23 protein-coding genes and 1 pseudogene are annotated in these 20,516 nt (G+C 64.4%); 14 read left to right on the top strand and 10 right to left on the bottom strand.

All coding sequences use genetic code 11. The annotated features are described in order from the left end of the window. Nucleotides 1-20 precede the first annotated feature (20 nt). From OC446_RS06185 to OC446_RS06170, 4 genes are all read left to right on the top strand, one after another. Nucleotides 21-1,301, top strand: a complete 1,281-nt coding sequence (locus OC446_RS06185; protein ID WP_181051746.1) for a cytochrome b — start codon at nucleotides 21-23, stop codon at nucleotides 1,299-1,301. Between the two features lie 24 nt (nucleotides 1,302-1,325). Beyond that, entirely contained in the window at nucleotides 1,326-2,210 is an 885-nt protein-coding gene (locus tag OC446_RS06180) for a cytochrome c1 (protein WP_262028177.1), read from the top strand. 79 nt (nucleotides 2,211-2,289) lie between these two features. Further along, the gene (locus tag OC446_RS06175; RefSeq protein WP_262028176.1) at nucleotides 2,290-2,904 is read left to right on the top strand and encodes a 2'-5' RNA ligase family protein; all 615 of its coding nucleotides are present in this window, start codon (nucleotides 2,290-2,292) and stop codon (nucleotides 2,902-2,904) included. Nucleotides 2,905-2,984: 80 nt separating this feature from the next. Next, entirely contained in the window at nucleotides 2,985-3,869 is an 885-nt protein-coding gene (locus OC446_RS06170; protein WP_262028175.1) for an S-methyl-5'-thioadenosine phosphorylase, read from the top strand. On the opposite strand, the gene OC446_RS06165 is transcribed toward OC446_RS06170, so the two are convergent. Next, on the bottom strand, nucleotides 3,866-4,057 hold the full coding sequence (locus OC446_RS06165) for a hypothetical protein (protein WP_262028174.1): 192 nt from the start codon (nucleotides 4,055-4,057) through the stop codon (nucleotides 3,866-3,868). The two genes, OC446_RS06170 and OC446_RS06165, sit on opposite strands and share 4 nt — an antisense overlap. 51 nt (nucleotides 4,058-4,108) lie before the next feature. Here OC446_RS06165 and OC446_RS06160 point away from each other — a divergent pair, with 51 nt between their 5' ends. Both OC446_RS06160 and OC446_RS06155 read left to right on the top strand, forming a co-directional pair. Continuing rightward, nucleotides 4,109-4,654: an adenine phosphoribosyltransferase gene (locus OC446_RS06160; protein ID WP_262028173.1), complete on the top strand. Its 546-nt coding sequence runs from the start codon at nucleotides 4,109-4,111 to the stop codon at nucleotides 4,652-4,654. Nucleotides 4,655-4,664: 10 nt separating this feature from the next. Beyond that, a complete protein-coding gene (locus OC446_RS06155) occupies nucleotides 4,665-5,243 on the top strand; it encodes an HD domain-containing protein (RefSeq protein ID WP_262028172.1) in 579 nt (192 codons plus the stop codon). Nucleotides 5,244-5,294: 51 nt separating this feature from the next. On the opposite strand, the gene OC446_RS06150 is transcribed toward OC446_RS06155, so the two are convergent. Both OC446_RS06150 and nfi read right to left on the bottom strand, forming a co-directional pair. Then, on the bottom strand, nucleotides 5,295-6,311 hold the full coding sequence (locus OC446_RS06150) for a MaoC family dehydratase (protein ID WP_262028171.1): 1,017 nt from the start codon (nucleotides 6,309-6,311) through the stop codon (nucleotides 5,295-5,297). Nucleotides 6,312-6,349: 38 nt separating this feature from the next. Next, nucleotides 6,350-7,027 carry a deoxyribonuclease V gene (gene nfi / locus OC446_RS06145; RefSeq protein WP_262028170.1) on the bottom strand — a complete coding sequence of 226 codons (678 nt, stop codon included), beginning with the start codon at nucleotides 7,025-7,027 and terminating at the stop codon, nucleotides 6,350-6,352. A 214-nt stretch (nucleotides 7,028-7,241) separates the two neighbouring features. Here nfi and OC446_RS06140 point away from each other — a divergent pair, with 214 nt between their 5' ends. Together OC446_RS06140 and OC446_RS06135 are read left to right on the top strand one after the other, a co-directional pair. After that, nucleotides 7,242-8,456 (top strand): hypothetical protein, encoded by a 1,215-nt coding sequence (locus OC446_RS06140; protein ID WP_262028169.1) that lies wholly within the window; start codon nucleotides 7,242-7,244, stop codon nucleotides 8,454-8,456. A gap of 82 nt (nucleotides 8,457-8,538) precedes the next feature. Continuing rightward, a complete protein-coding gene (locus OC446_RS06135; protein ID WP_262028168.1) occupies nucleotides 8,539-8,964 on the top strand; it encodes a group III truncated hemoglobin in 426 nt (141 codons plus the stop codon). A gap of 6 nt (nucleotides 8,965-8,970) precedes the next feature. Here the strand turns inward: OC446_RS06135 and OC446_RS06130 are convergent, their stop codons facing one another. The 7 genes and pseudogenes from OC446_RS06130 to OC446_RS06100 form a co-directional block, all read right to left on the bottom strand. Beyond that, on the bottom strand, nucleotides 8,971-9,123 hold the full coding sequence (locus OC446_RS06130) for a hypothetical protein (RefSeq protein WP_262028167.1): 153 nt from the start codon (nucleotides 9,121-9,123) through the stop codon (nucleotides 8,971-8,973). Between the two features lie 240 nt (nucleotides 9,124-9,363). Continuing rightward, nucleotides 9,364-10,461: a redox-regulated ATPase YchF gene (ychF, locus tag OC446_RS06125; RefSeq protein WP_262028166.1), complete on the bottom strand. Its 1,098-nt coding sequence runs from the start codon at nucleotides 10,459-10,461 to the stop codon at nucleotides 9,364-9,366. Nucleotides 10,462-10,606: 145 nt separating this feature from the next. Beyond that, entirely contained in the window at nucleotides 10,607-11,224 is a 618-nt protein-coding gene (pth, locus tag OC446_RS06120) for an aminoacyl-tRNA hydrolase (protein WP_262028165.1), read from the bottom strand. 87 nt (nucleotides 11,225-11,311) lie between these two features. Beyond that, nucleotides 11,312-11,929, bottom strand: a complete 618-nt coding sequence (locus OC446_RS06115; protein ID WP_262028164.1) for a 50S ribosomal protein L25/general stress protein Ctc — start codon at nucleotides 11,927-11,929, stop codon at nucleotides 11,312-11,314. 161 nt (nucleotides 11,930-12,090) lie between these two features. Beyond that, nucleotides 12,091-13,023, bottom strand: a complete 933-nt coding sequence (locus OC446_RS06110; protein WP_262028163.1) for a ribose-phosphate pyrophosphokinase — start codon at nucleotides 13,021-13,023, stop codon at nucleotides 12,091-12,093. 154 nt (nucleotides 13,024-13,177) lie between these two features. After that, a complete protein-coding gene (locus OC446_RS06105; RefSeq protein ID WP_262028162.1) occupies nucleotides 13,178-13,654 on the bottom strand; it encodes a hypothetical protein in 477 nt (158 codons plus the stop codon). Between the two features lie 140 nt (nucleotides 13,655-13,794). Further along, a pseudogene (locus OC446_RS06100) lies at nucleotides 13,795-14,827 on the bottom strand (benzoate/H(+) symporter BenE family transporter). On the opposite strand from OC446_RS06100, the gene OC446_RS06095 reads away from it, so the two are divergent. From OC446_RS06095 to OC446_RS06070, 6 genes are all read left to right on the top strand, one after another. After that, nucleotides 14,742-14,918 (top strand): hypothetical protein, encoded by a 177-nt coding sequence (locus OC446_RS06095; RefSeq protein WP_262028293.1) that lies wholly within the window; start codon nucleotides 14,742-14,744, stop codon nucleotides 14,916-14,918. The pseudogene OC446_RS06100 and the gene OC446_RS06095 overlap by 86 nt on opposite strands. 124 nt (nucleotides 14,919-15,042) lie before the next feature. After that, nucleotides 15,043-16,641, top strand: coding sequence for a M10 family metallopeptidase C-terminal domain-containing protein (locus tag OC446_RS06090; protein WP_262028161.1), 1,599 nt, complete (start codon nucleotides 15,043-15,045; stop codon nucleotides 16,639-16,641). A gap of 174 nt (nucleotides 16,642-16,815) precedes the next feature. Continuing rightward, nucleotides 16,816-18,819, top strand: coding sequence for an excinuclease ABC subunit UvrC (uvrC, locus tag OC446_RS06085; RefSeq protein ID WP_262028160.1), 2,004 nt, complete (start codon nucleotides 16,816-16,818; stop codon nucleotides 18,817-18,819). 124 nt (nucleotides 18,820-18,943) lie between these two features. After that, a complete protein-coding gene (gene pgsA / locus OC446_RS06080; protein WP_262028159.1) occupies nucleotides 18,944-19,540 on the top strand; it encodes a CDP-diacylglycerol--glycerol-3-phosphate 3-phosphatidyltransferase in 597 nt (198 codons plus the stop codon). A gap of 3 nt (nucleotides 19,541-19,543) precedes the next feature. Beyond that, nucleotides 19,544-19,795, top strand: coding sequence for a molybdopterin converting factor subunit 1 (gene moaD, locus OC446_RS06075; protein WP_262028158.1), 252 nt, complete (start codon nucleotides 19,544-19,546; stop codon nucleotides 19,793-19,795). Nucleotides 19,796-19,818: 23 nt separating this feature from the next. After that, nucleotides 19,819-20,274 carry a molybdenum cofactor biosynthesis protein MoaE gene (locus OC446_RS06070; RefSeq protein ID WP_262028157.1) on the top strand — a complete coding sequence of 152 codons (456 nt, stop codon included), beginning with the start codon at nucleotides 19,819-19,821 and terminating at the stop codon, nucleotides 20,272-20,274. The last annotated feature ends 242 nt before the right edge of the window (nucleotides 20,275-20,516 follow it).

The following is a 20,516-nucleotide window of genomic DNA, read 5'->3' as shown; positions in this document are numbered from 1 at the left end:
GCGACGATCAGGCGATATCCATGAGCGCACATCCCACAACCTACGTCCCCAAGAGCGCCTTCGGTAAGTGGTTCGAGAGCCGTTTGCCCATCGCAGGCCTCATTCACTCGTCCTTCATTGCGTTCCCTGTTCCGCGGAACCTGACCTATTTCTGGACCTTCGGCGCCATCCTGGTGTTCATGCTCGCCGCGCAGATCGTGACCGGCGTGTTCCTGGCGATGTACTACACCCCGAACGCGGGTCTCGCCTTCCAGTCCGTCGAGCACATCATGCGAGACGTGAACTACGGCTGGCTGATCCGCTACCTGCACGCCAACGGCGCGTCGATGTTCTTCGTCGCCGTCTACGTGCACATCTTCCGGAACTTCTACTACGGCTCCTATAAGGCGCCCCGCGAGGTTCTCTATATCCTCGGCGTGATCATCTTCCTGCTGATGATGGCCACCGCCTTCATGGGCTACGTGCTTCCCTGGGGCCAGATGTCCTTCTGGGGCGCCACCGTGATCACGAACCTCTTCTCGGCGATCCCGGTCGTCGGCGAGACCATCGTGAGCTATCTCTGGGGCGGCTACTCGGTGGGCAACCCGACCCTGAACCGCTTCTTCTCGCTCCACTACCTGCTGCCCTTCATGATCGCGGGCGTCGTGATCCTGCACATCTGGGCGCTGCACGTGCCGGGCCAGAACAACCCGACCGGCATTCCGATCAAGTCGGGCAAGGACGCGGTTCCCTTCACGCCCTACGCGACGATCAAGGACGTCTTCGCCGTCGTCGTGTTCATGATCTTCTTCGCCTATTGGGTGTTCTACATGCCGAACTATCTCGGCCATGCGGACAACTACATCCCGGCGAACCCGGCCGTGACGCCTGCGCACATCGTTCCGGAATGGTACTTCCTGCCGTTCTACGCGATCCTGCGCGCCATTCCCGACAAGCTCGGCGGCGTTATCGCCATGGGCGCGGCCATCGTGATCTGGTGCTTCATGCCCTGGCTCGACACCTCCAAGGTGCGCTCCACGGCCTACCGCCCGCTCTACAAGCAGTTCTTCTGGATCTTCGTGATCGTGTGCTTCCTGCTCGGCTGGCTGGGTTCCCGCCCGGCTGAGGGCTGGTACGTGATCGCCTCCCAGATCTGCACGGTCTACTACTTCGCCCACTTCCTGATCATTCTGCCGGTGCTCGGCTTCGTCGAGCGTCCGCTGCCGCTGCCGAATTCGATCCTCGAATCCGTCATGGGCGTTCAGAAGGGTGGAGCGGGCATTCCGGCCGGCGCCAATCCCGAACCGCATTCCAAGGGCTGACGCGAGAGTCGAGGAAACATAACTATGATGAAGCGTACTCTTCTCATCGCAGCCGCCGTCCTCGGCCTGGCCGCTCCGGCCTTCGCGGCCGGCGAGACCCCGGTTCCGCCGATCCACAAGTGGAGCTTCGCGGGTCCGTTCGGCACCTTCGACCGGGCGCAGCTCCAGCGCGGCTTCAAGGTCTATCGGGAGGTCTGCGCCTCCTGCCATTCCTTGAACTACGTGGCCTTCCGCAACCTGCACCAGCCCGGCGGTCCGGAATTCTCCGAGGCGCAGGTCCGTGCCCTGGCGGCGGAATACAAGGTCCAGGACGGCCCGAACGAGGCCGGCGACATGTTCGAGCGGCCCGGCCGCCCGGCCGATCACTTCCCGGCTCCGTTCCCGAACGAGAACGCCGCCGCGTCGGCGAATGGCGGCAAGGCTCCGCCGGACCTGTCCTTGATGCCCAAGGCCCGCACCTATGAGCGCGGCTTCCCCTGGTTCATCACGGACGTGTTCCGCCAGTATTCCGAGAACGGCGCAGATTATGTGACGGCGCTGCTCAACGGCTACGAGGAGGCTCCGCAGGGCTTCAACGTGCCCCAAGGTGGTCACTACAACCACTACTATCCGGGCCACGTGATCGCCATGCCGAAGCCGCTCAGCGACGGCCAGGTCGAGTATCCGAAGAATGAGGCGGGCCAGCCTCAGGTGCCCGAGACCGTGGATCAGTATGCCCGCGACGTCACGGCCTTCCTGATGTGGACGGCGGAACCGCACCTCGAGGCTCGCAAGCGCCTCGGCTTCCAGGTCATCCTGTTCCTGATCGTCCTGTCCGGCCTTCTCTACTTCACGAAGAAGAAGGTCTGGGCCCGGGTGGGCGGCGAGGTCGAAGGCCACGCGACGCCTCCGATGACCCACAATCCCTAAAGACCAGGATCAAGGCCCCGCTCCGGGGCCTTTTTCTTTTCGGGTGACAGGATGCCGGGCCGGCTCTATCCCGGTCCCCATGTTGCAGACGATCGCCGACGATATCTGGGGGCAGCCCTGCCTCGCCTATCACGTCCAACCCAGCCTGGAGCCCGAGACCCGGGAGGCTCTCGCCCAGGTGCAGCGGAGCTTCGTGGAGCTCTGGCCCGAACCCCTGCATGTGGGTCCCAATGCGGGCCTGCACGTCACCATCTACCCGCTGGTGATGGTCAAGGGCGATTTCGACAAGGACGCCTACTGGCGGAGCGTCGCCGGGCCGATCCGCGCGATCCTGGGCGAACTCTGCACAGGCCATCGGCCTCTGGAACTGCGCTTCTCCCGCCTCAAGGTCACGGACACCGCCGTCATCGCGACGGCGACCGAGGAAACCGGCCTGATCGAGGCCATCCGGAACAGGATCGTCCGGGACATTCCTCCGCCGCCCGGCCGGAAGCCGATCATCTACGACCTGATCCACACGACCCTGGCGCGGTACCAGACCCATGCCTCGGTTCCAGATGAGGTTGTCGAGCGCATCGAGAGCCTGCCCGTCTCCATCACGGCGCCTGTCAGGCAGATCAGACTCGTGCGGGAGACCCTTTTTCCCTGCCTCGTGACGGACGAAATCGCCGCGATCCCTTTGACTGGACGGTGAGCGCTTAAGACAGTCAGGCTTGGGACATGCCTTGCCGTCGGCTATGAAGAGCCGTGGGCCCAGACAGGCGAGGATTCGAGATGGCGAAGGCGGTTCTAGGCATCATCGGCGGATCGGGGGTCTACGACCTGCCCGGGCTCGAGGACATGCGCGAGATGCGTGTCGATTCTCCCTGGGGCGAACCCTCGGACGTGCTGCGCGTCGGGAGCATCGGCGGCACCGAGGTCGCGTTCCTGCCGCGCCATGGGCGGGGCCACCGCCTCTCGCCCTCGGACATCAACTACCGAGCCAATGTCGACGTGATGAAGCGGGCCGGCGTCACGGACCTGATCTCGATCTCCGCCTGCGGCTCGTTCAAGGACGAGTATTATCCCGGCTTCTTCGTCCTGGTGGACCAGTACGTGGACCGCACTCACAAGCGCGAAAGCTCGTTCTTCGGTCTAGGCTGCGTCGCCCATGTGCCTATGGCGCATCCGGTCGGTCCCCTGCTGCGCCAGCGCATCGCCGATGCGGCGGTGGCCGAGCACATCCCGTTCACCCTCGACGGTACGCTCGTGTGCATCGAGGGGCCGCAATTCTCCACCTATGCCGAGTCGATCACCTACAAGAACCTCGGCTACGACGTGATCGGCATGACGGCCATGCCCGAGGCCAAGCTTGCCCGCGAGGCCGAGATCACCTATGCGACCATCGCCATGGTGACAGATTACGATTGCTGGCATGAGGAGCACGACGATGTCGACGTGGCCTCCGTGGTCGCCGTCGCGCACCAGAATGCCCGCAAGGTGGCCAGCCTGGTCGCCCGCGTCGCCAGGGATTTTCCGGCCGAGCACGAGCCTTGCCCCGTGGGTTCGGACCGGGCGCTCGACGGCGCCATCATGACGGCACCCTCGGCCCGCGATCCGGAGCGGATGAAGAAGCTGGACGCGGTGGCGGGCAGGGTTCTGAACGCGCCGTCGACCTAGCGCATCATCCAGCCCATATGACTGACGCCGAAGATGGTGCCGATGATCCAGCTGATGAGCGCCAGGACGAAGCTCACGATGATGGCGGCCGGGATCACCGCGAGCGAAGCCTTGACGAAGAAGAGAACAAGGCTTCCAAAGGGAATATCGATATCGGTCAGAACGGTTCGGGAGGGTTGTTCGGCCATGGCACGGCTCCTCGGATAACCTCAACAATTCTACCTATGGCAGGCTCAAACATGGACCAGCGTCTCATCACCGACCTGAAGGCCGCGATCCGGTCGATCCCGGATTACCCGAAGCCCGGCGTCGTCTTCCGGGACATCACGACCCTGCTGGGCGATGCGCGGGCCTTCCGCCGTGCGGTGGACGAGCTCGTCCATCCCTTCGCCGGCGGGCGCGTCGACAAGGTGGCGGGGATCGAGGCGCGCGGGTTCATCCTCGGCGGGGCCATCGCGCACCAGCTCTCCTCGGGATTCGTGCCGATCCGCAAGAAGGGCAAGCTGCCGCACGAGACGGTGCGGATCGCCTATTCGCTCGAATACGGCGTCGACGAGATGGAGATCCACACGGATGCCATCGGCCAGGGCGAGCGGGTAATCCTCGTGGACGACCTCATCGCCACCGGTGGCACGGCAGTGGCCGCGACCCAGCTGCTGCGCCAAATGGGCGCCAATATCGTGGCCGCCTGCTTCATCATCGACCTGCCGGATCTCGGCGGCGCTCAAAAGCTGCGCGACCTCGGCGTCGAGGTGCGCAGCCTCGTGAGCTTCGAGGGGCATTGAGAGTCCGCCGATGGCAAGTGACCGCATCCTCGGAGCGCTGGAATTCCTGCGCGAGGCGGAGAGGCTCAAGAGCACCCTGCGCAGCGGCTATACCTCGACCGGGCGCCCGGAGAGCACGGCCGAGCATACGTGGCGGCTGTGCCTCATGGCGCTCGTGCTCTCGGACGAGTTCGAGGACATCGATCTCCTGCGCCTCATCAAACTCTGCATCGTGCACGATCTCGGCGAAGCCCTGAGCGGAGACATTCCGGCCATCGTGCAGACCGAAGGGATGGACAAGTCCGCCCAGGAGAGGGCTGATCTGCAAATCCTGACCCGGGCACTTCATTCCGACAGGCGGAGTGAGATCCTGGCCCTGTGGGAGGAATACGAGGCCGCCTCGTCGCCCGAGGCGATTCTCGCCAAGGGGCTCGACAAGCTCGAGACGATCCTCCAGCACAACCAGGGCCTCAACCCGGCGGATTTCGACTACGCGTTCAATCTCGGCTACGGGCGGAAGCAGACGTCGGCCCATCCCGTTCTCGCCGGGATCCGGGCGGTTCTCGACGAGGAGACGCGCGCGCGGGCCGAGGCTTCGGAGGCGGGCTAGCTTATCGCATCTTCCCACGCAAAACCGGTGCCGGCTTGTGCGTTCGATGCTTTAGGCTCGCCGTTCCCAGAACACCATGCCGTCGAAGGCGAACACCTCTTCTCCATGCTGGTTTGTGCCGGTGTTGTGGTGGAACACCAGTCCCCAGCCGGGCCGCGAGGCCGAGGCGCGCTTGGATGACACGGTCGTGCGGTAGGTGATCGTGTCGCCCGCATAGACGGGCTTGAGCCATTTCAGGTTCGAGAAGCCGGGGGAGGGGCCGAGCCGGGCGGGCCGGCCGCCATGGGCCAGCGCATAGGCCCGGATGCGGTCGCGGTAGCCGACCATCTGCTTCATCCAGGCGCTCGCCGTATGCCAGCCAGAGGCGCAGAGCCCGCCGAACAGGCTGTCCTTCGCGGCCTCCGCGTCCACATGGAAACGCTGCGGGTCGAACTGCCGGGCAAAGCCGATGATGTCGTCCGGCGTGAAGGTGTGGGAGCCGAGCTCCTCCGTCTCGCCGATTACGAGATCCTCGAAATACGGGTTGGAGGAGATATGCGGCAGCTCACGCGCCGGCGTGTGGTCCGGCATGGCTGCGGCGGCCGCGGACAGGACGCCTGGACCGGATCCCCTGACGGGTTCCGCATCGCGGCGGCCGAACATGATCCAGTTCTTCTGCGCGAAGACGGCCTCGTCCTCTTGGTTCAACATCTCGAACTGGAAGCGCACGAGGCCGAGGGAGGGGCGGCTGGCCGAAGGGCGGCTCTCGAGGATCGTCATGCGCGAGCGCAGGGCGTCGCCCGGCCTGACGGGCTTCAGCCATTTCACCTCCTCGATCCCCGGAGAGCCCAGGGACGTGGAATCGAGAATCACCTCGTCGGCCAGCAGGCGCATGTTGATGCTGCAGGTGTGCCATCCGGAGGCGATGAGCGTGCCGATGAAGCTGTCCTTGGCCGCGACCTCATCCACGTGGAAGGGCTGCGCGTCGTATTCCCGAGCGAAGGCGAGCAGTGCCTCCTTGGTGACGACGGTCGGGCCGAGCATCCGGGCGGAGCCGGGCGTGAAATCTTCGAAAGCGTAGCGGGGCATGGTCTCGATCGATGCGGTTTGAGCGTATCGCCTCAGGGTCAGGCCGGGAGGGGACTGAATTGTCCAGCCGCGTTGTGCGCCAGGCGGATCGGTTCGGGCAAGCGATACTTTGGAGAACAGCGCAGGACGAGCTCCGCCGCCGTGGGAATATCGGCCAGGTGCCCGGGCGAGATGAACATGGGGTTCTTGGCCGTGCGGGTGCGCAGGGCCACGCCGATGGTCTCCTTGCGGTCGACCAAGGGGGCGGCGGAGCCTTTCTCCTCGCCCAGGTCCTTGTAGCGTCCGCACAGGAGCGTCTTGCCGCAGCCGATGGTGGGACGCTGCAGCCACAGGCCCATATGGCTGGCGATGCCGATGCGGCGGGGATGGGCGATGCCCATGCCGTCGAAGAGAAAGACGTCCGGCTCGGATTTCAGTTTCTCGAAGGCCTCTTCGAGGACCGGCCCTTCGCGAAAGCTCAGGAGGCCCGGAACATAGGGAAAGGGCGTCGGGCGCTGCGCCAGTACGGTCTCGACCGGCAGGAAGCCCGGATAGGTCACCACCACGATGGCCGCCTGCGACTGCTCGTTCTTCACGCTCACGTCGACGCCGGCTACGAGCCTGACCGCATCCAGGTCGATGGGTTGGTCAGACACGACCTCCGTCCTCAGCTGCTGCTGAAGGGCGATGGCTTCGGAGGGGGAGAGATTCCAGTCGTGCCGATGGTGAAGCTGCATGGTCGCGCATTGAAGATGACATGTCTTCAACGATCAAGGTTCAGGAACGATCCGTCCGCAGCGTAAGGCCAACTCCCACAGGACGGTCGCGTTAAGGCCAAGTCTATGATGCCGCTACGGAAAAGCCCTTAGGGATATGAACTGAATGTTCGTGCCCCCGGGATAGGGCTATGTCCTCGTTTGTCCAAGAACGATTTCCCATAACGAGGATGTCATGCGTACCGAAACTGCCGCGAAGGGCCAGATGCCGCGCGGGCCAAGAGCAAGAAATCTGCGTTCCATCGGGCGTGCCGCGGCGGGACTTCTCACCCTCGGTGCCGGCGCAAGCTGGACATTGCCGGCCCAGGCCCACGTGAAGTGGTTCGCCCCCTATATCGTCGATGCCGCTCCGCAGCCGATCGGCGCCACACTGACCAATCCATGGTTCTGGACCGGCATCGGCCTGGTGCTCGCCTTCTTCCTCGCCACGCTCGCGGTCGAGCGCATGGCCTTGGGTCGCGCTGTCCAGGCGGGCCTCGACAGGATGAGCGCCCCGCTTTGGAGCCGCTCGGACGATTTCATGCGTTCGTCCATCGCGGCCTTCTTCGTTGCCATCTTCGCGGTCGGCGGCATCTATCTCACCCCGGACCTCAAGACCGATTCCGAACTGATCTCGTGGGCGCAGCTCCTGATCGCCGCCTGCGTGTTCTCGCGCAGGACCATGCCGATCGCGGCGGCCGGCATCATCGCCCTATGGGTCGTGGCTCTGCGTGAATACGATCTCTTTCATCTGCTCGACTATCTGGCGCTCGGTGTCGGCGTTGCGGCCTATCTGGTGCTGGCCTCCTCACACGACGAGAAATGGCGTGACCGCCGGTTCCTGGCTCTGCGCTGGGGCATCGCAATCGCGCTCATGTGGTCGAGCCTGGAAAAGTTCGCCTATCCCAACTGGTTCTACCCGCTCGTCGAAGAGAAGCCCTTCCTGACCTTCGGCATGCCGCGCGACGTGTTCATCCCGATGGCGGGCGTTGCGGAATTCACCCTTGGCTTCGGCCTGCTCTGGACCCCGCTGGTGCGCCGTCTCTCGGCCGTGTCGCTGCTGCTGATCTTCTTCACCGCCGTCTATCCGTTCGGCCGCATCGACCTCGTCGGCCATGCCCTGATCATGGCGGCTCTGTTCCTCGTTGCCGCCGATCCCTGCCGCGAGGCCAAGGCCATTGCCGTCAAGATGCCGAATACCCTGCCGCGCTTCGGCAGTCTGGCTTCGGTCCCGACGGGCTTGGCCGTCGCCCTCGTGTTGCTGGTGAGCGGCTATTGGGGGCTCCACGGGGTCTTCTATGGGGCCGAGGGTGGTGCCGGTCAGCAGATCGAACTGACGACACATTCCCACAGCAAGGAATATCCCCATGGCCCGCAGGTGAAGCCGCTGGCAGACCATGGCCACCATTGACGACTTGATCTGCAGCAAGGATTGCTGGAGCGGGATGGGAGCATGATGCTCCCATCCCGCTCGGCTCAAGAGGAGTTCCGCTTTGGCCCATTCAGCCGCCACAGGCCGCAGCATCCCGATCATCAGCCCGGCCGAGGGCGTCTCGGAGGAGCTGATCCGCGAGCTTGTGGAGACGTTCTACGACCGGGTGATCCGCGATCCGGAACTCGGTCCCATCTTCCATAAGGCGCTCTCCGGCCGCTGGAGCCGGCACCTGGCCCTGATGGTGGATTTCTGGTCCTCGATTGCGCTGCGGACCGGGCGCTACCAGGGCAAGCCCCAGGCAGCGCATTTCGGCCTTCAGCTCACGCCGGAGCTCTTCACGCGCTGGCTGACGCTGTTCGAGGCGACGGCTGGCGAGATCTGCGAGCCGGACGTAGCGGCCTTCTTCGTGGAGCGTGCACGCCGCATCGCGGAGAGCCTGCAGATCGGCCTCGGGATCGGCCCGAAGGCGCTGCGCCTGCCGTGAAGAGGATTATCGCTCCCACCATTCGAGCTTGTCGGCGCCTCGCTTGGGGAGCAGGGCCGAAATACCAATCATGAGAAAGCCGCAGGCCATGAGAACGCCGACGAAGAATTCGGCCTGGCCGAGCCCGGGAGAGACGAAGGTATCGAATAAAGCCTGCATGGATCATATCCTCAATGCAGGCCTTGTCGCATGGCGGCCCTGAACGGACGGAAAAGCGCGCGTTCAGGAAATTGACAGGTTGGGGAGGGGGATTATCGACCTCGCTTGTCATCACCGCCCTTGTGCCGGTGATCCCGATGGGAAGAGCGCTGCGCTTCTCGGATCGAGATGGCCGGCACAAGGCCGGCCATGACGTGGAGAGGACGTAAGAGAGCTATCCTCTCAAGCGTGGCGGAGGCCTCAGGTATTGAACCGGAAGTGCATCACGTCGCCGTCCTGCACGGTGTATTCCTTGCCTTCCAGCCGCAGCTTGCCGGCATCGCGCGCGCCCGCTTCGCCCTTGAGGGAGGTGTAGTCCGTGTATGCGATCGTTTCGGCGCGGATGAAGCCCTTCTCGAAATCCGTATGGATCACGCCGGCGGCGGCCGGAGCCTTGGTGCCCTTGGTGATCGTCCAGGCGCGGGCTTCCTTGGGGCCGACGGTGAAGTAGGTGATGAGGCCGAGGAGATCGTAGCCGGCGCGGATCACGCGGTTGAGGCCGGGTTCCTCGAGGCCCACGGCTTCGAGATAATCCGTCTGCTCGTCGGGTGGCAGAACGGCGATCTCGCTCTCGATCTTGGCCGAGACGACCACGGCCTTGGCGCCTTCTTCCTTGGCCCGCTCGAAGACGCGCGCGGAGAACGCGTTGCCCTTGTCGGCGGAGGCTTCCTCGACGTTGCAGACGTACAGCACGGGCTTGGAGGACAGGAGGCCGAGCATCTGGAACAGGCGCTCTTCCTCGGGCTTGCGCTCCACGATGCGGGCGGGCTTGCCGTCGCGCAGGAGCGGCAGGCAACGGTTGACGAGGTCGAGGGTTTCCTTGGCTTCCTTGTCGTTGCCCTTGGCCTTCTTCTCGAGCGCGGTGACGCGCTTCTCGAGGCTGTCGAGGTCCGCCAGCATCAGCTCGGTCTCGATGGTCTCGATGTCGGCGATCGGATCGATCTTGCCTTCGACATGGGTGATGTCCGTGTCCTCGAAGCAGCGCACCACATGGGCGATGGCATCGACCTCGCGGATATTGGCGAGGAACTGGTTGCCGAGCCCTTCGCCGCGGGACGCGCCGCGCACGAGGCCCGCGATGTCCACGAAGGTGAGGCGGGTCGGGATGATCTGCGCCGAGCCGGCGATGGACGCGAGCTGGTCGAGCCGCTCGTCCGGCACGGCCACGTCGCCCACATTGGGCTCGATGGTGCAGAACGGGTAATTGGCCGCCTGCGCGGCGGCGGTCTGCGTCAGCGCGTTGAAGAGGGTGGACTTGCCCACGTTCGGCAGGCCGACGATGCCCATCTTGAAGCCCATGGCCTCACTCCTTGTCATGGCCGGCGTCCGCCAGCGTGAATGTCTAGAGCGTCGGCTGTGAACTCGAGCTCACAGCCGATGCTCTCATCGTTTGTTTTTCGCATCTTTCCACGCAAAACCGGTTCCCGCTCTTGCGTTCGATGCTCTATTTCTCGGCGGCCTTTTCGCCCGGCCGCTTCACGTCCGTCCAGCCTCTCGCCTCCATGGCGAGGTGGACCTTGTTCTGAAAACTGCCGTCCTCTCCCTTGGCCAGGAGGGCGGCGCTGTCCGCGATGATCCGGCACAGGTCGTCGACCCAGGCCTCCTCGCTCTTCCCGAAATCGCCCAGAACATGGTTCTGAACGAGCGCCTTGTGGCCCGGATGGCCGATGCCGAGGCGCACGCGGCGATAATCGTTGCCGCAATGGGCCGAGATCGAGCGCAGGCCGTTATGGCCGGCATTGCCGCCGCCGATCTTCACGCGCAGCTTGGCCGGGGGAAGGTCGAGTTCGTCGTAGAAGACCGTCACGTCGTGGAGCGGGATCTTGAAGAAGTTCTGCGCTTCTCCCACGGCCTGACCGGACAGGTTCATGTAGGTCTGCGGCTTGATCAGCAGAACCTTCTCGCCGCCGATCACCGCGTCGGCCGCTTCCGCCTGGAAACGCTTGCGCCAGGGGCCCGCATTGTGCGCGCGGGCGATCTCGTCCACGGCCATGAAACCGATATTGTGACGGTTCCTGGCATAGCGCGATCCGGGATTGCCGAGGCCGACGAAGAGGCGCATCGCTTGGTCCTGCTCATAAGAAACGCTCCGGCCTTGCGGTCGGAGCGTCGAAGCCGGTCAATGGGCTTGAAACGCCCGATGAGGCCTTTAGGCCGCTGCGGTGCCTTCAGCAGCCGCCGGAGCCGCGTCCGTTTCCGTGAGGCCGGTCGGGGCCACGACGGTGACGAGGGTCACGTTCTCCGTGGAGGTGGCCTTGGCGCCCTTCGGCAGGGCGATGTCGTTCAGGTGGATCGAGGAGCCGATGTCGAGACCATCGACCGAAGCCTCGATGTAGTCCGGGATCGCGTCGGACGGAACGAGGAGTTCCACCGAGTGCTCGACGATCTGGAGAGCGCCGCCGCGCTTGAGGCCCGGGCTCTTCTCCTGGCCGACCACGTGCACCGGCACCACGACCTTGATCGCCTGACCCTGCGCAAGGCGCAGGAAGTCGACGTGGACGGGGAAGTCGCGCACCGGGTCGAGCTGGTAGTCGCGCGGAATGGCGCGGACCGTCTGGCCGTCGACGTCGATCTCGAAGATCGTGGTCAGGAAGTGACCGGCGAAGATCAGCTGCTTGGTCTGGTTGAAGTCGAGAGCAATCGCCTGGGCGGGCTGACCGGCACCGTAGATAACGGCGGGAACTTGGCCTTGGCGACGAACGGCCCGGGCGGCCCCCTTGCCGGCCCGGTCGCGCGCCACGGCCTTGATTTGCTTAATTTCGCTCATGGTCGTGGTCCTTAAAATGGGAGTTAAAAACCGATGGCCGCCCGGGCTCTTTTAAAGAACCAGCCGGCGGCCATGAGGTCCGCGCCCGTGCCTCCAAGGGTGTCGAGCGGGCGCGAGGCGGCTTATAGATAATAACTACCGAAAATGCAAGATTGCTCGACTCAGTCGAACAGGCTCGACACCGAGCTTTCCGTCGCCGTGCGGCCGATGGCCTCGCCCATGAGGGGCGCGATGGAGATGACCCGGATGTTGTGGGCCACCTTCACGGCTTCCGTCGGCATGATGGAATCGGTGATCACGAGCTCCTTCAGGCGGGAGCTGGCGATGCGGGCCACCGCGCCGCCCGAGAGCACGCCGTGGGTGATGTAAGCGTAGACTTCCTTGGCTCCATTGGCCAGGAGGGCGTCGGCGGCGTTCACCAGGGTACCACCGGAATCGACGATATCGTCGACGAGGATGCAGGAGCGGCCGGACACGTCGCCGATGATGTTCATCACCTCGGATTCACCCGGGCGTTCGCGGCGCTTGTCCACGATGGCGAGCTGGGCGTCGATGCGCTTGGCGAGCGCGCGGGCGCGCACCACGCCGCCCACGTCGGGCGAGACCACCATGCGGTTGCCGCCTTCGAGGTGATCCTTGATGTCGCGCGCGAGCGCCGGGGCCGAGAACAGGTTGTCGGTCGGGATGTCGAAGAAGCCTTGGATCTGGCCGGCATGGAGATCCAGCGTCAGCACCCGGTCGACGCCCGCATGGGTGATGAGGTTGGAGACGAGCTTGGCCGAGATCGGTGTGCGGCCCGACATGCGCCGGTCCTGCCGCGCGTAGCCGAAATAGGGGATCACCGCCGTGATACGCTTTGCCGACGAGCGACGAAGCGCATCCGTGATGATCAGGAGTTCCATCAGGTGGTCGTTCGTGGGGAACGAGGTCGACTGGATGATGAACACATCCTCGCCGCGCACATTCTCCTGAATCTCGACGAAGACTTCCATGTCCGCGAAGCGCTTGACCTGGGCCTTGGCCAACGGGACATTGAGATAGGCGGAGATGGCCTCCGCCAGCGGACGATTGGAATTTCCCGCAACGAGCTTCATGCAAGCAACTTTGGCTTCGAGTGACCGATAACACCCGCTGCGCAACGCCATAATCCCTGCACGGCTGGGCGCAAGGCTCTTAGCAGCGATACGGAGCCGTCACAATAGATGGAAGGCTTCCAATCCGCTGCAAGTTTGGCCCACTGCCATGCGCTCACTGCATCGCGACCGCAGATTCCTCGCCTGAGACCTCCGCCGTTTGAATGGCTGTTCCGGGAGCGGCCGGGGGTTCGGAGGCTGTTTCCGATTTCGAGGCGGTCAGGAACTCGGCGATCTCGTCCATGCTGGCCTGCGCCAGCTTGGCGAGCGCCGCCTTGTCGAGGGCCGAGATCGACGACGCCGGGACGGGACTCGAGCCGGCCAGGCGCTTAGCCCGGCGCTTCTGGGCATCGAACACGTCCCAGACATAAGCCACCTTTGTCTCCCCGTCCTCGGTCGAGGTCGAGAGATAGCCGCGGACCCGGTAGCGCGCCTGGGCGCTGGCGCCCACGAGATCGACCTTGCGGTCGGTGGCGGCATTGGTCAGTTCGTCGACCAGGGCGGTGCGGATCGGAGCTGGGGCCCCGTCGATGCTCTCTAGGGCGACGGGGACACCCTCCGGCGAGCCGTTCACGATATGGCATGCGGTCATGCAGGCCACCCTGCATCCTCCCAAACCAGCCGCAAGCGCGATGACAGCGACCTGTCCCCAGCGTTTCAAACCGGCCATGAGTTCCCCCATTCTTGTTCTTCGTAACGAAGTATTAAGCTTAACGGAGGCAGCCGTCCAGATCAGCCGCGCTTGCGCCAGGCGACGGCCATGAAATCGAGCCCGAGCGTTACGAGACCGGCCACGAGCCCCCAGAAGGCCGAGCCGATGCCGAAGAGGGTGAGACCGGAGGCCGTGACCACGAGGGTGACGATGGCCGGGAAACGCTTCGAATCCTCCGAGAGGGCGGAGGTCAGGGCGCCCATGAAGGCCCCCATGAGGGCGAGGCCCGCGACAGTCTTGATCAGTTCGGGCGGCAGCGCGGCGATCAGGCCGATGAGGGCGGCGCTGAAGGCGGCGAAGACGAGATAGCTCAGGGCGTAGAAGGGCCCGACCATCCAGCGCTTTCTTGGATCGGGATGCGTGTCGGGTCCGGTGCAGATCGCGGCCGAGATCGCCGCGAGGTTGCTCGTATGGGCGCCGAAGAAGGCACTCACGATCGAAGCGAGCCCGGTCACGGCGAGGATCGGGCTGGAGGGCGGCTCGTAGCCCGAGGCCGATCAGGGCCGTGACGTCCCAGGCGGGCGCAATGAAGGTGAGGGTGGACAGGGTGAAGTCGGACGTGAGCGGCCGGGCCATGCCGCCGCCGAAGGCGATGCCGAGGCCGACGAAGAGCACCGCCAGGACGGCGAGCGCCGGATTAAACAGGCGCGTCACGAGGAAGATGCCGACGAGGGGCAGGACGAGGCCCGGCGCGCCTTGGGCGCTTTGGAAGACCCCGACCACGAATTGCAGCAGGACGCCGGCCAGCATCGCGGCCGCGATGGAGGTGGGGATGCGTTCGATCATCCGCCCGAAAGGTCTGATGAGGCCCGCGAGCACAATGAGGCCGCCCACCAGGAGGAAGGCCCCGACGGCCGCATGGATGGAGATGCCCGTGGAGGCCGCGATGAGGGCGGCGCCCGGCGTCGACCAGGCAGTCACGACGGGCATCCGGTAGCGGACGCTCAGGTATCCGGCGGTCGCCGCCATGGACAGGCACAGAGCCGCGACCCAGGACGAGGTCTGCGCCGCATCGGCTCCCACCGCCTGGGCGGCCGCGATGATGATGGCGATCGTGCTGCCGAATCCCACCAGGGCCGCGACGACGGCTGACGTAACGATCGACAGGCGCATGATGGGCTCCGCTGACTTCCCGGGAGCTTAGCCGTTTAGCCGGGGTATGGGAGATAGTCTATGCGGGCATTTTGAAGCCGGAGGATGAGGAGCCGGGCATAGACTCCCATCAAAGGCAGTGGTAACTCAATTACATATTGATTTGGGGCTGAAACATGTCTTTGACCCGTAGTGGATCTGAGTGGATCCTCAATTCCAACGAACTCCGTTTCGGCACAACCCTTACGAGCGGAAACACTCTTTTCCTCGGAGTCCGATCCGGATTCAATGGAAGCAACGATCTGGTTGGCCAAATCGTCTCTCCTACCGGTGTGGCTCTTGGTGGAAGCCTCGTTCTCAAATCCTATACGTCAGGAGAGATCTTCGATCTTGCCGTGACCTCCCTGACCAATGGCCGCTTCGCAGTCGCTTGGCAACGTGTGGTGCGCGGACCAGATAGCAACTCTACGACGGATGACATTGTCACGCTGGAAACGGGGATCTTCAATTCCGACGGATCCGTGTTCAACGCTTCCGTCCAAGTTGCCTCAAGTCAAGTTGGTTCAGGTGGCGTACGCAATCCTACCCTCACAGCTCTCGCTGATGGCGGCTATGCCATGAGCTATGATCACGGCGGCACCAAAAGCATCGCCTTCGACCGCAGTGGCGTCGCGGGAACGGTCTCCGGCATTTCTCCAGCACACACCAGTGTAATCGCTGGGTTGAGGGGAGGCGGCTACGTTACGGTGACCACTAGTCAGGCCGCATCAGGTTCGGGAAACGAAATAAAAGCCTATCTGCGGCAGCCTGACGGCTCGATCACGGAGACGCTCATCAAGACGATCTCGACGGAGGTTCCACAGGCACAGGTGGTTGGTCTGGCGGACGGAAACTTTGTTGTCGCATGGCGAGAGGTGAACACCGACGGATCCGTTGCGGCCAAGGCACGGATCATCAGCTCTCAGGGAGCGCCTGTCGGGAGTGAGGTTACCCTCCATTCTGTCGCGGATGGAAACGTGAGCGGCATCACGCTTGGGGCATTGCTGGACGGAGGTTTCGCCCTTGTCCTCGACACCTCCGACGCCAACGACTCTAACGTCTGCGTCGCAACCTATTCGGCGACAGGCGCTGTCGTCACCGCGCCCATGCTCGCGCATCTGAGTGCGGAGGATTATCAGGCTACAGGAGATCTTGGAATCTTAAGCGATGGCCGCTTATTGGTGAGCTGGCACTCCTACACAGGAGGAAGCGGATTTCACTTTCAGGTCTTTGATACTGGTTATGCTATCCCTCCTGGTACTGATCCTTCGAACACTTCTGGCTTCATCCGGATTGGTACCAAGGGCAAAGATGCGCTCGCGGGCGGCTGGGGCGATGACAAGTTCTACGGAGGATATGGCAACGACACGCTCAAGGGCCTGAACGGCGCGGACGTCTTCGTGTTCAACGCCAAGCTCGGCACGGCCAAGACGGACCGCAAGGTGAACTTCGACACGATTGCCGACTTCAAGCCCGGCGAGGACAAGATCTGGCTCGACAACGCCATCTTCAAGAAGCTCGGCAAGGCGGGGACCGAAACCATGCCCGTGGCCCTGAACAAGAAGTTATTCAAGATCGGCAAGCAGGCCGGGGACAAGAACGACTACGTGGTCTACGACAAGAAGACCGGCATCCTCTCCTACGATGCGGACGGCTCCGGCGCCAAGGAGGCGATCGAGATCGCCAAGCTGGCGAAGAACCTGAAGCTGAGCCACCTCGACTTCGCGATCGTCTGAACCTTGGCTGCCCACGTCATGGCCGGTTCGGGTCGGCCATGGCATTCAACGAGGCATCGCCCCTGGCCGGCCGTCTTGGACAAGAGCCAGCCCGTTGAATGGCCCTCTGCCATCCGACCCGTCGGGGTGGGAACGGGACTTTCCTGAACGACCGGGAATCCCTAAATCTCCCCCATGAGTCGCAACACCACCAACGACGTTCCGCCCGATATTCTGGACAACGAGGAAGACGACGAGGCCGTTGCCGTCGAAAGCGGCTCGGATGTCGAGTTCGACCTGGAGGCCAATCCGGGCTCGGTCCAGCGCGGCACCGAGGTCATCCGGCATTTCTGGAACACCCTTCCCAATGCGCCCGGCGTCTACCGCATGCTCGATGGCAAGGGCGACGTGCTCTATGTGGGTAAGGCGAAGAGCCTGAAGAACCGCGTCGGCTCCTATGCGCGAGGGCAGGCGCATTCCAACCGCATCGCCCGCATGATCGGCGAAACCACCTCGATGGAATTCGTCACCACGGCGACCGAAACCGAGGCGTTGCTGCTCGAAGCCAACCTCATCAAGCAGCTCAAGCCCCGCTACAACGTGCTGCTGCGGGATGACAAATCGCTGCCCTATATCCTGCTCACCGCCGACCACGAGGCGCCGCAGCTCGTGAAGCATCGCGGCGCGCGGAAGCGCAAAGGGGATTATTACGGACCGTTCGCCAGCGTCTGGGCGGTGAACCGCACCATCAACGCCCTGCAGCGGGCATTCCTGCTGCGCTCCTGCAACGACAGCTATTACGAGAACCGCACCCGGCCGTGCCTTCTCTATCAAATCAAGCGCTGCTCGGGGCCGTGCACGAACGAGATCTCGCACGAGGACTACGCCGAGCTGGTCTCGGAGGCCAGGGCCTTCCTGTCGGGCAAGTCGAACGCCGTGAAGCAGCGCATCACGGACGAGATGCAACAGGCCGCCGAGGAGCTGGAATTCGAGCGCGCCGCGCGCTGCCGCGACCGCCTGGCCGCCCTGTCGGCCATCCAGGGCGTGCAGGGCATCAACACGCAATCGGTGGAGGAGGCTGACGTCTTCGCCCTCGACGAGCAGGCGGGGCAGTTCTGCGTCGAGGTGTTCTTCTTCCGCAACTGGCAGAACTGGGGCAACCGGGCCTATTTCCCGAAGGCCGACAAGTCCATGAGCCGGGAGGAGGTCCTCGGCTCGTTCATGGCGCAGTTCTACGACGACAAGCCTGCCCCGCGGCTGATCCTGCTCTCGCACGAGATCGAGGATGCCGAGCTCATGGCGGCGGCCCTCTCCACCCGGACCGAGACCCGGGTCGAGATCCATTCGCCCCAGCGCGGCGAGCGGCGCCAGCTCATCGAATACGCCCTGCGCAATGCCCGTGAGGCGCTCGGCCGGCGCCTGGCCGACACGTCATCGCAGCAGAAACTCCTCGTGTCCCTGGGACAGGCTTTCGGCCTGCCGAAGGCGCCGCGGCGCGTGGAAGTCTACGACAACTCGCACATCATGGGCACCAATGCGGTGGGCGCCATGGTGGTGGCGGGCGTCAACGGCTTCATGAAGCAGCATTACCGCACCTTCAACATGAAGTCCGAGGACCTGAAGCCGGGCGACGATTACGGCATGATGCGCGAGATGCTGCAGCGCCGTTTCGCCCGCCTGGTGAAGGAGGAGCCGCGCGGCGCCGAGGCGGACGGGCATCCGGGCGACGATTCCTTTCCCGCCTGGCCGGACCTGGTCCTGATCGACGGCGGCAAGGGGCAGCTGGAGGCGGCCAGGCAGGCCCTGGCCGAGGTGGGCGTCAGCGAGGACGACGTGGCCCTGGTCGGCATCGCCAAGGGGCGCGACCGGGATGCCGGGCGCGAGACTTTCTTCAAGCCGGGCCAGCCGCCTTTCAAGATGCCGCCGCGGGATCCCGCGCTCTATTTCGTGCAGCGCCTCCGCGACGAGGCCCACCGCTTCGCCATCGGGGCACACCGGGCCAAGCGCAAACGGGAGCTGGTGAAGAACCCGCTCGACGAGATCGCCGGCATCGGGCCCACTCGCAAACGGGCGCTCCTGCACCATTTCGGAACCGTCAAGGCGATCCAGCGGGCAGCCCTGGAGGACCTGATGAAGGCGCCCGGCGTCAATGCCGCCACGGCTCGAGCGGTCTACGACTTCTTCCACGAGCGGGGATAGACATGGATATCGGCTGGATCGGGCAGGCTCTCCTCACATTGCCGTGCTCGGGGCACGACGGCGGTGCGCAACGGCCGCCCCTCCGATTGACGGACCGACCATCCTCATGCTTCCTGCAGGTGTCATGAAGACCGTTTCCTCCCTGGGCCGCTCGAAGGCTTTCAACCTTGCGAACATGCTGACCTACGGTCGGCTCGTCGCGGTGCCGGCCGTGGTCGCTCTCCTGTTCTGGCCCGAGGACCACTGGTCCCGCTGGCTCGCCCTGGCGGTCTTCGCCATCGCGGCCATCACCGATTACCTCGACGGCTACGTGGCCCGCACCTTCGCCCAGCAATCGGCCCTGGGGCGGATGCTGGACCCGATCGCCGACAAGCTCCTGGTCGCCGCGAGCCTGCTCATGCTGGTCGCCGACGGCACCATCCGGGGATGGGCGCTCTGGGCCGCCATCGTCATCCTGTGCCGCGAGATCCTGGTTTCGGGCCTGCGGGAATTCCTGGCCGAGCTGAAGGTGAGCGTGCCCGTCAGCCGGGTGGCCAAATGGAAGACGACGCTTCAGCTCGTGGCCCTCGGGTTCCTGATCGCCGGCCCGGCCGGCGAGACCGTCCTGCCCAACAACATCCTCATCGGCACGATCCTTTTGTGGATCGCCGCCATCCTGACGATCTACACGGGCTGGGATTACTTCAAGAACGGCATCCATCACCTCATGGACGAGGGCTAGGCCATGAAGCTCGTCTATTTCGCCTGGGTACGGGAGCGGGTCGGCAAGACCGACGAGCAGGTGGCCCTGCCGGAGGGCATCGACACGGTGGCCGATCTGGTGCGCTGGCTGAAAGGCCGGGGGGAGGAATATGAATACGCCTTCGAGAACGAGGGCATCGTCCGGGCCGCCATCGACCATGTCCATGTGAAGCCCGACGCGCGGATCGCGGGCGCGCAGGAGATCGCCTTCTTCCCGCCGATGACGGGAGGCTAGCTCCTGCCAGGGAGCGGTTCGCCATGGCCGTCACCATCCGCATCCAGGCCGAGCCTTTCGAGACCGCCGGCGAGACGGCCGCCCTGACCGAGGGGAGGACGGATATCGGCGCCGTGGTCGCCTTCACGGGCCTCTGCCGGGACGAGGGCGGGCGGCTCGCGGCTCTCGAACTCGAGCATTACCCAGGAATGGCGGAGGCTGAGATCGGCCGCATCGCCCATGAGGCGCAAACCCGCTGGCCGCTGCTCGGCCTCACGGTCATCCATCGCTTCGGCAGGATCCGGCCGGGCGAGGAGATCGTGCTCGTGCTCGCGGCCAGCGCCCATCGCCAGGCGGCCTTCGAGGCCGCCTCGTTCCTGATGGATTACCTGAAGACCCACGCGCCGTTCTGGAAGCGCGAGCATCTCACGGACGGGACCGTCGGAGCCTGGGTCGACGCTAAGGAGGCCGACGACCGGGCCATGGAGCGGTGGCGCTGATCCAGCGCGCCGAACGCGAAAGCGGGAACCGGATTCGGGTGAAATGAAGCGCCGGACCAAGAGCTTGAAGCATCAGGCGTGATCTCGACAATCCGATGGTTTGGGCTTGACGCAACGTGTGGACGGCGTGAGCATCTCGTCCTGGAACGACATACGGAGGCGTCTCATGCGCAGCGTCGTCGTCTTTCTAGTGTTGTGTCACTGACGGGTGATTCCGAAATCTGGTGGGCTGTGCGATGCTG

It is taken from the genome of Microvirga sp. Mcv34 (assembly GCF_024519725.1).
GTDB lineage: Bacteria > Pseudomonadota > Alphaproteobacteria > Rhizobiales > Beijerinckiaceae > Microvirga.
The sequence above is the reverse complement of the archived record's forward strand: the minus strand, read 5'-3'. Positions and strand labels throughout refer to the sequence as shown.